Source organism: Halobellus ordinarius (genome assembly GCF_031823395.1).
Taxonomy (GTDB): Archaea; Halobacteriota; Halobacteria; order Halobacteriales; family Haloferacaceae; genus Haloquadratum; species Haloquadratum ordinarius.
Genome location: NZ_JAVQKJ010000011.1, coordinates 150,035 through 164,953, shown reverse-complemented (window position 1 = coordinate 164,953; position 14,919 = coordinate 150,035). Strand labels below are relative to the sequence as shown.

The following is a 14,919-nucleotide window of genomic DNA, read 5'->3' as shown; positions in this document are numbered from 1 at the left end:
AAAGACTACAGGATTGCCAAGGAACGGTATGCTGACGAACCGGGATATCACGTTCTGTGCCCGAGCTGCGATGCAGTCTCCGTCGTCAGTGACTGGAAGAGTGAAAGCGAATGTGGGGAATGTCGACATAAGTGGGTTCCTCAGGAGGGACATGTGTCACGTGGTGGATATTATAATTGCCCTGAGTGTGGGCAGAAAGAAGCAATAACCGATGCGATAGCAGAGCAAGGAAAACCAGATGAGCGTCTCTACGCCGTTGAGTACTACTGTGAGGAATGTGACAATCAAGGTCTGGAGAAGAGCGAACACAAAGGCTACAAACAGGCCGAGGCTGAGGATCAGCGATACCTCGAAGAAGCAAGGCAGGAATGGAATACTCGGACAGATTTACACCAGTATGTTCCCGATGAAGAAATTCCTGAAGGGGCGACCACAATAGTTCGTGAAGGGGTCAACTACGATGGTCACGACCTATTCAATCACGGTTATGAAAATTGGACCGACTTATTCACCGATCGTCAATTATTATCTCTTTCGAAGCTTCTGAAATCTATCGATTCTGTTCAATCGGAAGATGCACGTGATTACCTCTTGTTAGCGTTCTCAGACTCTTTGATGTTCCAGAGCACATTCTCGATCTACAACCAGCTCCGGAATAACATGGAAGGGATATTCCGTATGAACGGATATATTCCACAGCGTGATTTTGTGGAAAACAACGTTTGGGGTGCGGAATTCGGAAGGGGGAATTTCCGGAATACTTGGGAGAAGTTGCTTAACGGTGTCGAATATGCCAACACGCCGACCGATAGATATGTCTCTGATGGTGAAATGATCGAATCTGACGGATTCGCACAACCCATCGGGATTGATTCAGAAGTTAAGCAAGGAGATATGCGGGAGCTCGATATAGAGAATGAGTACGATGCCGTAATTACTGATCCTCCATACTACGACAATATCATCTATTCCGAGCTCTCAGATTACTTCTATGTCTGGCAGAAGATATTACTCGAAGATGAGTATCCTGGCTTCGACCGTGAATACACACCACGCGCAGATTCCATCGTAACAAACCCATTCCTTGACAAGACCGCCGAGGACTTCGAACACGAGATGGGGCAGGCTCTCGAAGTAATCAATAATGCACTCAAGGATGACGGGACGCTAGCATTCACATATCACCATAGCGATGAAGAGTCGTGGGGTGAGCTGCTCGAATCACTCTGCGAGAACGGATTTGAGGTGACAGCCACCTACCCGATCAACTCTGATCTAAACAAGTTCATAGAAGCACGAGAGGCGGTCTCGTTCGATATTGTAATAGTGGCTCGTCCGTTCGAGGATAGAATTCCAATTTCATGGAACTCACTCCGGCGGCGTATCTACAAGACAGCCAAAGATACTCGAGAGGCTCTGGAAGAAAACCGAGAGCTAAAAAGTGGTGATATTGGTGTCATCGAGATGGGCAAGTGCTTCCAAGAATACTCGAAGCATCACGGGAGAGTTCGCCGTGCGGGCTCCGAAATGAAAGCTAAAGAGGTTGTACAGGAAATTTACGGAATTATTCAGGAAGATGATGTGGGCGAACAAGACGTCTATCTCGACCTGCTAGAGGAAAACAATCCTGCATATAGCGACTTGAGTAAACTTCTGCGACGGTCAGATGCCTCCGAAGACCAAATGAAAGACATGAAGCTCGTTTCTACGAGTGGCGACTTTGAACTCTACGACTGGAGCAGCAAACAACGACAGGCCTATGTCCAGACCAAGGTTGAGGAAGGCAACGGCGACCTGACTGATCTAGACCGGGCACATTTCCTGCGATACCGATACGAAGAGGACAAATCGACCACTGAATACCTCCAGCAGTGGGATACAGATTCGTTACAGGAACTATGTGAAGGTCTCGCTGAAGCAACCGGTGATGAGACCTATCTGAAAATGCTCGGCGTAGATGAGTCGCTAGCCGACTTCGGTGAGTAGTTCGGTACTGTCTTTCTCACAATTTATTTACTCTCTACTCGTCTTCCAACGGATATGAATATTGGAGACCTCGTTGACATCGAGGTCACACACAAGGAACCCGACGAAATCCTTGAGGACTACGAGTCTGGGGTGGGAGATTTCTCCTTCCACCGACAGACCGTCGTCGCAAATCGTCTTCTTGCGGGACAACCAGACACGGAACTTCGTTCACTCTCCCGTGTCGACGAGGAGGAAGTCAAACTCCTCGAACATCAGGTCGACGCTGCTCACAGGGCCCTCTTCGAGATGGATGGGAAGGCACTCCTCGCAGACGAGGTCGGCCTCGGAAAGACGATCGAGGTCGGTATGATCCTGAAGGAGATGCACTACCGCGAGACCGACGACTCGGTGCTGATCCTCACCCCGGCCCAGCTGGCCAAACAGTGGCAAGGAGAACTCCTCGAGAAGTTTGGGCTCGAGTTCGTCTGCAACTACGACGACGAGTTCCAGGGATTCGATGCCCACAACTACATCATCGCCAGCATCGACACCGCGAAGAGCGACCGACACCGCGCGACCGTGCTCGCTCGCGACTGGGATGTCCTCGTTATGGACGAGGCCCACTACGTGAAAAACGAGGAAACCGATCGCTACGAACTCATCGACAAGCTCACCTACGACTACGCGTTCTTCCTCACAGCCACGCCCATCCAGAACGAACTCACCGACCTCTACAATATCGTCTCCTTGCTGCGGCCCGGCCTGTTCGGCAGTCGAGACACGTTCCACCACTACTTCGTCGACAATGGCCAGGAGACGCTCGTGAACCGGGACGAGCTACAGCGACGGTTGGGGCAGGTGATGATCCGAAATCGCCGTGAGGAAACGGACATCGACTTCACGGACCGTATCATCGACACGCGGACCTTCGAGCCCAGCGCAGCGGAGAAAGAACTCTACGAGGCGGTAACGGAGTACGTGCGAAGCGCGTACAGCCAGGACAGCGGCCAGAAGTTGGTGCTGATGCTGCTCCAGAAGGAGGTGGTCAGCAGCCCGGCAGCGCTGGAACAAACGATCCTCAAACAGCTCGAGGAACAGAACGAGCTAACGCACCGAGACGAACTCGAGACGATCCTCGACAAGATCGATGCGATTGACACGGTTACAAAACAGGAGCGACTGTTCGATATCGTCGAGGAAGTCCGTGAAACGGTCGATATGGGGCGCGTTATCGTGTTCACGCAGTTCCGGGCAACCCAGCGCCAGGTCCTCCAAGTATTGGACGATCGGGGGTATACCACTCACGCGTTCCATGGCGGCCACTCAAGCCAAGAAAAGGAGGACATCGTGGATCAGTTCCGAGAGGAAGGTGGTGTCCTCGTGTCTACGGACGCGATGAACGAGGGTCGAAACCTCCAGTTCTGCAATATTATGGTGAACTACGATCTGCCGTGGAACCCGATGAAGGTCGAGCAGCGAATCGGGCGGATTCACCGGATCGGCCAGAAGCGCAAGGTCTACGTCTTCAACATGGGCCTGAAAGGCACTATCGAGGAATACGTGCTGGAACGTCTCTACCACAAGATCGATCTCTTCCAGCAGACGGTTGGAGAACTGAGCACGATTCTTACCCGGCTCGAGGACTCCGGGAAGAGCTTCGAAGACGAGATCTTCGAACGGCTCACCAATGCCGACTCTGAGATTGAGCTCGAGAACGACTTCGACTCGATGGCGATCGATCTTGAGGAGCAACAGAACCTCTCTCAGAAGGTGGAGGAGTTCAACACCGGCGTCTTCGAGAGTTTCGATCTGGGGGCGGACGATGACTGATGTGACTCACGCGGTGACGCAATCTGCGCTGGAAGCGTTCACTCGGGAGTATCTGAACGATCTCGGTGCAGCAATCCGTGAGAATGGAACCCGGTGGGAGGTGCGATTACCCAGCCACGTGGACGTCGATTTTAGCGACCGTCACGAGTTCGAGATTGCCCTGGATGGTGAACGTCGAGACGAGACAGAGGATTCTGTTTACGTACTCACGCCGGAGAGCGAATTCACACAACAGCTGCTCGATGAAGCGGCAGCGATGGCTACTGTCGGGCAACTCGCCCTGACGGACTCGATGACTGACGGCGACTATCGGGATCCGCCATGGATTGTAGAAAGTGATGTAGAAGTCGAAGATGCAGCATTCAGTCCGTACTATGACCGCACAGCCATCTGCGTGTTTGTACGCATTGACGTCGAAACCGTCAGCGAGTACCAGGCCCAGTTCTTGGAAGCGGTGACGATCGACGTTGAATCGAAGGACCAACTCCCCGGTGTAACAGAGATACTTGTTGAGGAGTTTTTCAGCCCAAAATCCGGCTGGCGTGACGAGGTAACTGTAGGGAGTGACCAGAGCGACGTGACAGTTGCTCCCGAGAAGCTGGCAGACGCAATCGTTGCCGGACAGGAAGCTGCTGTTGGAGGGGTCCAGGAGGAGATCGACGAGATTCGCCAGTCAGCATCTCGTGCTGCTGATTCAGAGTTTGAAGAGTACCGGCAGCTTCAGGAGCAGCGAATTAACGACCACCGAACCGAAATAGATTCTCTCTCGAGCCGTCTCCAGAAGTTATCGTCGGATGTCGACGGTGCAGACTCACAGCAACAACGTGTAGAGGCACTTGAGAAACGCCAAGAGCTCAAAGCCGAAAAAGAAGATCTCGAAGCGGAGTTAGAAGAGCTCCTGCAGGAGAAGGAACAGGGGTACGCTCAGAAGCGACAGGAAATCTATCGCCGTCACTCATTAGAGGTGAACACCAAGCCCACTGCGTTCACGCTTGTGACGTATGAGCGCGGAGAAATCGAATTCACTGTGGCCGACAACGGTCGAACCGCCGTGATGCGTGCTCCGTATGCTATCGGTGCGGGTGTAACCGACGAAGTCCACTGTGAGAACTGTAACACGCAACTCTCAGCCGAGAATCCGATTAGTTTGGTTGCTGGAAGGCTTGGGTGTCAAAGCTGTCAATAACGTTGGTGAGACGTGTGTTCGCTCGGTAACCGCCACAGTCTCTCCGATATGGGATTCCAGTATCACCGGATCACGGCCGTGGCGTAGAGATCAAAGACCGGTAGGGACGATCGCGAGAGATTAAGTCGATTAACCAACAGTGAGAGGGGTTCGAGCGTAATGTTGGTTAACAGGCTCGGAGATAGATCAAGCTTCCGGCGTGGATTACGTCTGGACATAATCTTGCCGGAAGTCGTTGCGAGTGGATATCTGATTCCTGCCTATCGCAGATTTTAATAGCAGTAACAGCGCGGAAACCCACCCGTTTACCGGTGGGAGGAAGCGCGTACGCTTCGTGCGACAACACGGCGACTACGACAGGACTGACTCCCCAATACTCTTGAACCGCTAAACCTCCGTATGATGTATGGAGAAGCGACGCACTGTCCCAGTCAAACTCGACGTGGACAGTGCCGACGCCGTACTTCTCCGCGACACCGTAGACGAGTTTCTGTGGGCGGCTAACTACGTCACACGCCACGCATTCGAGGGCGAATACGTCACCACGAGCAAGACCACGCTCCACGACGACACCTACGAGGACGTGCGCGACGAGACGGCGTTGCACAGCAATCACGTCCAAGCCGCTCGAAACAAGGCCGCCGACGCCTGCAAGAGCGTGGTCAAGAAGTGGAAGCAAGGCAAGAAAGCGTCACTGCCACGCTTCACCAGCCCGCACATCGTCTACGACCACCGCACCGCCACCTTCCACGACGACTCCATATCTCTCGCCACCACAGACGGACGCATCGAAGCCGACTACGTGCTTCCCGACGAGGAGCGAGACACGCCGCACGCGGAATATTTCTTCTCGGACGAGTACGAGACGACCGGGGCAGAACTACACTACAGCAACGGCAACTGGATGCTCCACATCCACTGCAAGAAGGACGTGGAGTCCGACACGTCGGAACAGGCAACACCGGAGAACGGGACGGTTCTCGGGGTTGACCTCGGTGTGAACAATCTGGCCGTTGCTTCGACGGGCACCTTCTGGACGGGCGACGAATTCGACCACTGGCGGCGCGAGTACGAGAAACGCCGTGGCGACTTGCAGAAACACGGGACGCGGTGGGCACATAAGAATATCCAGGCTGTCGGACGCAAAGAGGAAGGGCGGTTCAAGATAACGCTTCACCGTATCTCGAACGAGTTGGTCAGCGAAGCCCGCGGCCACGGCTGTTCGGTGATTGCGTTCGAGGATTTAACCGACATTCGGGAACGCACTGGTGCCTCGTGGGGCCACAAATGGGCGTTCAACCGCTTGTACGAGTACGTCGAGTACAAAGCCGCCGAGTACGGTATCACCGTCGAACAGGTTGACCCGGCGGATACCTCACGGCGTTGCTCTGAGTGTGGCTTCACGCACCCGGACAACCGCCAGAGTGACTCGTTCGAGTGTCTGAAGTGTGGCTACGAGAACCACGCGGATTACAACGCGGCGAAGAACATCGGTCTGCGGTATCTCCGTCGGAACCAGACTGGCTCCGGTGGAGGCGCACCCGTAGGCGTGCGCTTGAACAGCGGGACGCTGAACGCGAACGGAGAGTATGACCCTCCTGCCGAAGATTCGGCCAGAGCGGGAGACCACGCTGAAAGCCCGCGGCTTTAGCCGTGGGTTAGCTTACTATTGTAGTCGTTTCCAGTTCCTCCCGAACATTAATGCCTCGCTCGGGTAACGGATGGAGTATGTCTCGCCGGCTGTTACTTACTGGGCCTGATTTACCTGAGCTTGAATCACAGGCATTCGATATTCTTAGTGAGAGCGTGGGAACACAGCCTGAAAGTATTCTCTACATTGGTCAGCCGGAACACCCAGAGGACGCAACGAAAGATCGCTGGATGGAGTGTGGCCCCTCAGCAGGACTCCGTGTCGATACGTTGGACAATCTTGCTTCACAGTGCTACGAACAGGATCAGTACAAGGGCCGAGTAACTCACGTTGACCGACCGCTTCTCTTCCGACTCGTCGAGCTTGGTGTCGAAGAGATCTCGTCGTCGACGAATCCACTCAACACCGACGACCAGTTCCCCCGAGCAGGGCTCGTCCAGGAAGCCGAGACCCTGTTCACCGAACTGGAGTTCGCTGGACTGCTCTCACCGGACGCAATGCGACAGCGTCTCGAACAGGAGGGTGTGAGCGACCGCGCGGGCTACGTCGCCGAACTGGCGGAAGAGATCGAATCTGCCCGACAGACACTCCTAGCTGATGAACTCCCGGAGACATACCGTACTGAGCGAATGCATCACGCCACCACGGCAGAAACATCGCTCACAAACGTATTCCCCTCAGTCGAGGCCGTTGTTCTCAGTGGGTTCACGCGATTCGACGCTCTAGAAGTAGACTTCCTCGAACGAATCGTCGACACCTGGCCGGCGATCGCTCTCCTCCCCAAACAGATCGACGAGGACTCGGCCCCGGGTGTTGACACAGGCGCCAAACAAGCGCTAGAGACGTATTCCGACCTGGACTTCGTTCGACAGCACCACGATGAGCCTGACTCGTCACCTCTCGAAGCGCGACGGCGCATCACTCGCAGTCTCTATCGGCATCCCCGCCAGTCGCCGTCGACCAGTGACATCAACGCGGCGGCGCTGGATCTGACGCTCACCGAACCGGAAACTGTCCCCGACGAGATCCGAACCGTCGCCCGGGATATCCGGAGTCGAATCGCGACAGGAACGTCGGCCGACGATATCGGCGTCGTCCTCACGAGTCCGGTTCAATACGCTGACCAAGTACGGGAAGCTTTCGAGATGTACGAACTCCCGTTCAATCTACAGACCGAGATTCCCCTTTCCGAAACAGCCCTCGGCGATGTCGTCCAGACAGTCTGCCAACTCGCACGGGAACCTCGTAGCATCGACACGCTCCTCGATCTCCTCACGAACCCACTAGTCACCATTACGCAAACGGGAGAGAACCTCAATTACCACGAACTCGCCCGGGTGGCAGCTAGGGCAGAGACAAATCGGCTTGAATCGACTCTCGAACACGTTGACGACAGTCTCGCGGCAACGGTTACCTCCCTGACGCGGGATGCAGCCGCTCTGTCAGAGGTGTCTCTCGATGAGCTCCCCGGCCAACTCGACGCCCTCCTTGAGCGTCTCGGCGTCTCAGCCGCACTAGAAGGTGACCAAGAACTCTCATCTCCACTTCGGGACCGTGAACTGCGTGCTCGTGACCGTCTCGACCGGATCCTTGAGACCCTCGCCCTTACAACACCGTTGGCGGACCCCGAAATCGGTGACAGCGTTGATCGGCTTGAGCGCGCGCTCTATGGCGTCTCGATCCAGCAGAGCACACGGCCACCCGAGGAGAGCGTCGTTGTCTGTAGTCTCGCCGAAGCCACCCTTCGGGAGTTCGAACAGGTATACGTTCTCGGGCTGACGACGACACAGTTCCCCTCAGATCCGGAGCGAACCGCTTTCACACGACCCATCTACGAGTCACATCCCGACTTCGAGCAGACAGATGTCTCTGCAGAGGCACGGTATCACCTGAGCGTACTCCTCGGGAGTACAGCATCAATTTATCTCTCCATCTCCCAGCAGAGTGTTAGTGGTGAACCGCACGTCGAAGCGGATATCCTGACCGAACTTCGGCGGCTTGTCGATCTCCCGGAGGTGACTACTGAGCCAACTGACAGCGAGCCAGGCTGCCAAGAAGACGTGCAGCGGGCAATCGGCGACGTCCTTCCCGAGACATCCGAAGCACGGGTCCACGACCTACTCACTGAAGCAGTCGAAGCCGGGTCGGTTAGCACCATCCAACAGGCCCGTATTCAGGCTGGTATTGCTTGCGCCGCGGCACGAGCAGGTCCCGAACTGACGCCCTACGATGGCCAGCTCACAGAGGAAACCGTCTCCAAGATTCACGATACGCACGACCGCGAGCCGTACAGTCCGAGTCGATTGGAGACGTATGCTGCTTGTGGGTTCAAGTACTACATGCGCCGTGTTCTCGGCATCGAAGCGCCGGATCGCTTAACGCGGGAACCCGACGCGAGCGACCGTGGCTCGTACATCCACGACGTGCTCGAACACTACTACCTGTCGTTACAGACGGGGGACAGCGATCCAGTTCACCCAGGTGGCGACTTCGAAACGCGGCAACAACTGCTCCTCGACATTGCCCTCGAGCGGCTTGACGAAGCGTTCGACGATCGCGCCCAGACAGCATTCCAGGAAGAATGGCTCACCTCCGTACTCGCGGGACTCGGAACTCCGGACACGAATCCGTACTATGGGCCTCATAAGACGCAGGACGGTCGTCCTGTTGCGCGGGGGTTGTTCTATCGATTCCTCGACCACGAGGCGGACGAGCCCGCAAAGACGACCGCTCGACCGACGTGGTTCGAAGGCCGGATCGGTAATCCCTACGACGCAGGCACGCCACTCAGCGACGCCCCCGCAGAGATCGAAACACCACACGGCTCGGTCCCCATTCACGGACTCATCGACCGCGTCGAGACGGTCCTTGGAACAGACCCGACACAGGTTGTCGTTCGGGATTACAAAACTGGAAGCTCAATCCCCAGCGAAAGTGAGGCGCTGAGCGGGCTGAAATTCCAACTGCAGCTGTACGCGTTGATGGCCGAAGAGGCACTCGACGATGTCGAAGTAGTCGGTGGCGCGTACTACCAGGTCTCGCCCCCGAGTTCAGTCAATTCTCGCAGCGGACTCCTCACCTCACAGGAGATGGCAGTCTATCACGGGAGCGACGACGTCGACACACCGCTGCTCCGTCACTCCTACCCATACTTCGAGACACACGAGGCGTTCCGACGATTCATCGAGAAGACAACCCCACAACGCCTCGGAGAAATCGCCTCGGGAATCACAGAGGGTCGCTTCCATCCGACAGTCCTCGATCCATCGGACGCCGGATGTCGATACTGTGACTACGCACACGTCTGTGACGTCCGCTCGCACCAGCGGAAGGAAGTTATCGAAGCAATCGACGACAGGGGTGAGTCAGCGTACGTCCCGCTGAAAGCCAGGGCTCACGATCTCGAAGACGTCGTGGAGGTGGAGTAACGATGGTCTCCTACGAGGACTTGACCGACGAGCAGCAACGGGCCGTCGATGCCCTCGACCGGAATGTGACTCTCACAGCCGGGGCAGGAACGGGCAAGACCACCACGCTGACCGCCCGATACCTGGAGATGATCGAACAGTCGCTCGCGGAACAAACCGACGGCGGTACTGGTGAGGCCCAGCTGCTACCGGAGCACATCCTTACGACGACGTTCACCGAACGGGCAGCAAACGATCTCGAGGAGAGTGTTCGAACGGAAATCACGGATCGCATTGAGTCACTCGACGTCGAGGAGTTCGATGCCTGGCGTACGGTTGCGGATGAACTCGAGCAAGGGTACATCCACACGCTCCACGGGTTCTGTGCTCGGCTCCTGCGCGAACACGCGCTGACGATTGACGCCGTGGATCCTGGCTTCGATACGCTGGACGAAAACGAGACGACCGCACTGGTTCACGATACGGTTGGTAGCGTCCTCGAAGAATACGAGAATCATAAGGCAACGCAAACGCTGGCCCGGCGGTTCTCACGGAGCCAGCTCCAGGACGTCCTGACCGATCTGCTGGGCGAGCGACCGGAGAGTCTTGAGTGGGCTGACCGGTGGGCGGACGCCACAGAAGAGGAATACATCTCGTTCGTCGAGTCGGCCTTGCATCCGATCGATCCGGATGAAGCCGCCGAGCAGCTTGCCCACCCTGACTTCGTCGCGGCAGCTGCTACCCTGCGAGAGTTCGTTGAGAACCCCCCAGATATCGAGACCGGGGGGCAGACCTGGCAGCGTGCGGAGGGGGTCGTTGATCGACTTGACGTCGGATTCGACGATGGGGCCCCATCCCGAGCCAAGCAGTCGACGATTGCGGAACTCAGTATGCATCTCACCAAGGGTAGTGGGGAACGCTACGCGGGCTATACGGGAGCCAACACCCGGTGGGGAGACCATCCTCGAAAGACGGAGTTCGACGGCGCGTTCGAGACACTGGTCGAGACGCTCCAGCCCGAGGAGTACGCCGTCAACGTGGATCTGGAGATCGAATCGAACAGCTTCCCGTTCGTCCAAGCGCTCGCAGAGCTGACTCAAATCGCGGCTGCTGAGTACGAGGAACGGAAAGATCGGCAGAACGCTGTCGATTTCACCGATCAGATTTCCTATACCGTCGACTTCCTTCAAGCACCGGGGAACGCCGACATTCGCGAGGAGTTACGGGAGCAGTTCGAGTACGTGATGGTCGACGAGTTCCAGGATACTGACCCACGCCAGTGGGACCTCATCAAGCTCCTGACGGCCAGCGACGGGGAAACGTTCGATGCCCAGAACGTGTTCGTCGTCGGCGACGTCAAACAGAGCATCTATCGCTTCCGGAACGCCGACGTCACGCAGTTCCGCGAAACGGCCACCACTCTTGAGCAGGTGTCCCAAGACGCTCGAAACACGGATACAGAAAGCGAGGACGACGACCAACTCTCGACGAACTTCCGAACGCTGCCGACGGTGCTGGAGTCGATCAACGAACTCTTCGAGGCCATCTTCGACGAAGACGGTGAGCCCTACGAGGCGGCCCCCCAATCCCTGACAGCCGATCGCGACGATCCAGCGGATCTCGGTACTGTGGAGTACCTCACGGTGCCAACCGATGCCGACCTCAGAGAACATCACTGCGATCACTACGCGGACTTTGCCACAGCCGAGCCGGAACACGACACAGAGTTGGAGGCGATGGCGCTCGCCGCCCGTCTCTCCCAGATACTGACTGAACCACTTCAGGTCTACCCCGAGGAAGACGAAACGAACGATGATTGTAGCGAGAGTGACCCCGCTACCGAAAGCGGACTGAGTGGTCGAAAAGAGGCAGAGGAGAGTGACGAACCACCGGAGCCACGGAATATCGACCCGAGCGATATTGCGATCCTCATCCGCAGCCGCACCCACCTCACAAAGTACGAACGAGCGTTAGAAGAGGCGGACGTCCCCTATTCGGTCGCGTCCGGGATCGGCTTCTACGAATCGACGGAAATCACCGCGCTGTTGAACCTCTTCCGGGCGCTCGCCGATCCAAGTGACGAACGGGCACTCTACGCAGCACTTCGGTCGCCGCTATTCGGGCTCACCGATGACACGCTCGCCCAGTTGAAAATCTATGACGACTCTATCTGGGACGCACTCGCGACGAGTGAGCATCAGGAACTCCAAGATGCCTATGAGCATCTCCAAGAGTGGCGTCACTTGGCAGGGCTTGGCGAGGAGGAACCCGCTGGATTCGACGGGTCGTGGGCCGCGTATCTGACGCGGATCCTCGAGGATACAGGCTACTTGGTGAGTGTCACCGCCGACGAGCGTCCACAGCAGGCGATGGCGAACGTGGAGAAGTTCCGCGAACAGCTTCGCGGATGGAGCGACGATGGCGTTCGGAGTCTTACGACACTTGTGAGTCGGATCGAACGCCGCATCGAGCTTGGCGGCCGGGAGAGCGAAGCTGACACGACCGGCGAGGGCGTCCAGATCCTAACCATCCACGACGCCAAGGGGATGGAGTTCCCGTTCGTCGTCGTCCCGGGAATCGGTCGCGAGTTCAAGGATGAAGCGGCTCTGGGCGGAGGGAAGGTCGAGTTCGAACAGATTGGTGGCCAGCACGCAGTCGGGATGAAGGCACCAAGCCCGGACGACCCGTTCGAGATGGTGGATACGATCGCCCGAGACACGATTCGTGAGCGCCGTCGCGACGAAGAACGCGCCGAAGAGAAACGCGTGCTCTACGTGGCCTGCACCCGGGCGCGAGACCATCTGCTCCTGAGCGGCCTCCACGAGTCAGCTGGAGAGACCGAGGAACCAACGATGACGGATCTCGAGGAGCCGGATCCTGAGTCAGCATCGAGTTGGCGCGACTGGGTACAGCCGGAACTCCTCACCGAGGACGTGTGTACTGCCCTCGATTCCGATACCCACGTCCGGCGTACGTACGGTGACGGCGCGTACACCGTGTCGCTCCCGACACCGCCAGCCGAACAGGTGCAACCTGATCCCGATATCGACCTCGACGTTGAACTGTCACCACGTCCGCCCAAACCAGATGTCAGCTTTCGGTTTTCGGCGACTGACCTTGCGTCACTCTACGGGGAGTATGGCGAACTCCAGTTCGACGAAGACACGGGGACCATCTACGTCGAAGAGACCGACGATAGCGAGACGAGTCCGGAGAGTCGACACGGTGAAGAGGAACCAACAGCCGGGGAGAGCGAATCAGAAAGTCGTTCAGCAGGGGAAGCGAGTGCCGAAACGGACGGCGTCGACGCGAGCGTATTCGGCGAGATGGTGCATCGACTCTGCGAACTGCGGCCGCCTGAAACCCACTGGCCGCATCTTATGGAACAGACGCTCGTCGACGAGGACGCCACGGTCTCACTCTCACCCGAACTCCAGAACCGCGTGAGTACCCACGCCCAGCGCGGGATAGACTACGTTGACGAGCAAACCACTGACGTCGATGTCGAGTACCAGTACGACGAGCTGTACGTTACTGCAGAATTCGAGCGCGGGGAGATCTCGGGGTTCATCGACCACCTGATCATCACGCCCGACGCGTACCATATCATCGACTACAAGACAGGTGATGTCACGCCTGAGGAACTGGAAGCTGACGCGGAGTATTACGAGAATCAGATGAAGGCCTATGCAATTGCGTTGAACCAACAGGAGACTGGCCGTAGCGTCCGGTTTTCACTCGTGTTCACGACGCTCGATGACGCATGGGCCGTTGAGTGGTCACCTGATGAGATTGAATCGATGAGGAAGCAGATCAGCGAGGCGGTCTGGGAACAGTTTGACTCGCTTGAGCGCTAAAGCGTGAGTTGTACCCGCTGATAGCGAAGCGAATACCCGTCTTGAGTGAAACGCTCTTGTGAAGCACATTGTTGATAGAGCGCTGTCTTGCGTTTTTACGGAAACTCTCGCAAGCTGAACTACCAAGACAGGGTCCCTCTACGCACCGAACTCAGTCAACCAACTGAGCGAACGAGCGGTATCATCAATCTTCTACAGAAAAGCGAATCAACAATGTGCTTCACAAGAGCGTGAGTGAAAAGTCCGACTACGGGGTGGATCGAAGTTTGGCGGGCTCGCTAGGCTCTATGGTGCCGCCGAGTACGAATGGGAGTTCCTCGTTCTTTTGTGTGGTTTTATGAACCTGCCAAATAACCACATCATATGGGCACATCTTTTGAGGACTTGGAATACTTAGACGAGGATGAAATCCGGGCAGAGTTCGTACCAAGCGGGAGTGTCAAAGAGTTTGTTCCAGGGTGGGGAGACAATGTATCACAGATACCCGGGGAGAAAACGGAGACTGGTATCCATATCGGAGTAGTCCGAGTTTGGGGTGAAGACAGAAGAGTCGATCGAAGTATTAGATTTGTCGATGTCAGTTTAACCGACTATAACGCCGTTGACGGTGAGCTGGAAGAAAAATTTGATTTCTTCTTTGAAGGCGAGAAATTTCATACACGGGAGTGGAGTCCCAGCGGCGCCTCGTGGTATAATTGCGCGGTGCAGCTCCCCGAGGGATTCAGACACACTCTTCACAGCTACATTGATCTTCTCGTCACGAACTGGTCCTATGACGATATCAACGAAATCTGGTGGGAAGCTTATCAAGAAGAATTCTAACCGCGACGTGGCTTAATCACAAGAAAGTACTTGGAGTCAGGTCTGTCGAGTGAACTATCGATGCTACTTCGTTTGTGACATTCTTTAAATACAGTCAATCACACGTCGTGGTCCAGAGGGTCTAACTACGTGATCCACCCCTCAGTAAAAGACTACTCTTATGTACTGCAATCTTTCCGACGAACACTTGTCATAAGA

The 14,919-nt window shown here is 56.3% G+C and carries 7 protein-coding genes; all 7 read left to right on the top strand.

Going from position 1 to position 14,919, the window contains the following annotated elements:
• Nucleotides 1–1,986 (top strand): DNA methyltransferase (locus tag RJT48_RS16795; protein WP_311173489.1); only part of this gene is annotated, 1,986 nt, incomplete at its 5' end.
• A 54-nt stretch (nt 1,987–2,040) separates the two neighbouring features.
• A complete protein-coding gene (locus RJT48_RS16790) occupies nt 2,041–3,798 on the top strand; it encodes a DEAD/DEAH box helicase (protein WP_311173487.1) in 1,758 nt (585 codons plus the stop codon).
• Nucleotides 3,791–4,984, top strand: coding sequence for a hypothetical protein (locus RJT48_RS16785; protein ID WP_311173486.1), 1,194 nt, complete (start codon nt 3,791–3,793; stop codon nt 4,982–4,984). Before RJT48_RS16790 ends, RJT48_RS16785 begins: the two co-directional genes overlap by 8 nt.
• A gap of 406 nt (nt 4,985–5,390) precedes the next feature.
• Complete coding sequence (locus tag RJT48_RS16780; RefSeq protein ID WP_311173485.1) at nt 5,391–6,635, top strand: RNA-guided endonuclease InsQ/TnpB family protein; 1,245 nt, start codon at nt 5,391–5,393, stop codon at nt 6,633–6,635.
• Nucleotides 6,636–6,904: 269 nt separating this feature from the next.
• Nucleotides 6,905–10,063 carry a PD-(D/E)XK nuclease family protein gene (locus RJT48_RS16775; protein WP_311173484.1) on the top strand — a complete coding sequence of 1,053 codons (3,159 nt, stop codon included), beginning with the start codon at nt 6,905–6,907 and terminating at the stop codon, nt 10,061–10,063.
• A 2-nt stretch (nt 10,064–10,065) separates the two neighbouring features.
• The gene (locus RJT48_RS16770; protein ID WP_311173483.1) at nt 10,066–13,899 is read left to right on the top strand and encodes a UvrD-helicase domain-containing protein; all 3,834 of its coding nucleotides are present in this window, start codon (nt 10,066–10,068) and stop codon (nt 13,897–13,899) included.
• A gap of 363 nt (nt 13,900–14,262) precedes the next feature.
• A complete protein-coding gene (locus tag RJT48_RS16765; protein ID WP_311173482.1) occupies nt 14,263–14,721 on the top strand; it encodes a hypothetical protein in 459 nt (152 codons plus the stop codon).
• Nucleotides 14,722–14,919: the final 198 nt, after the last annotated feature.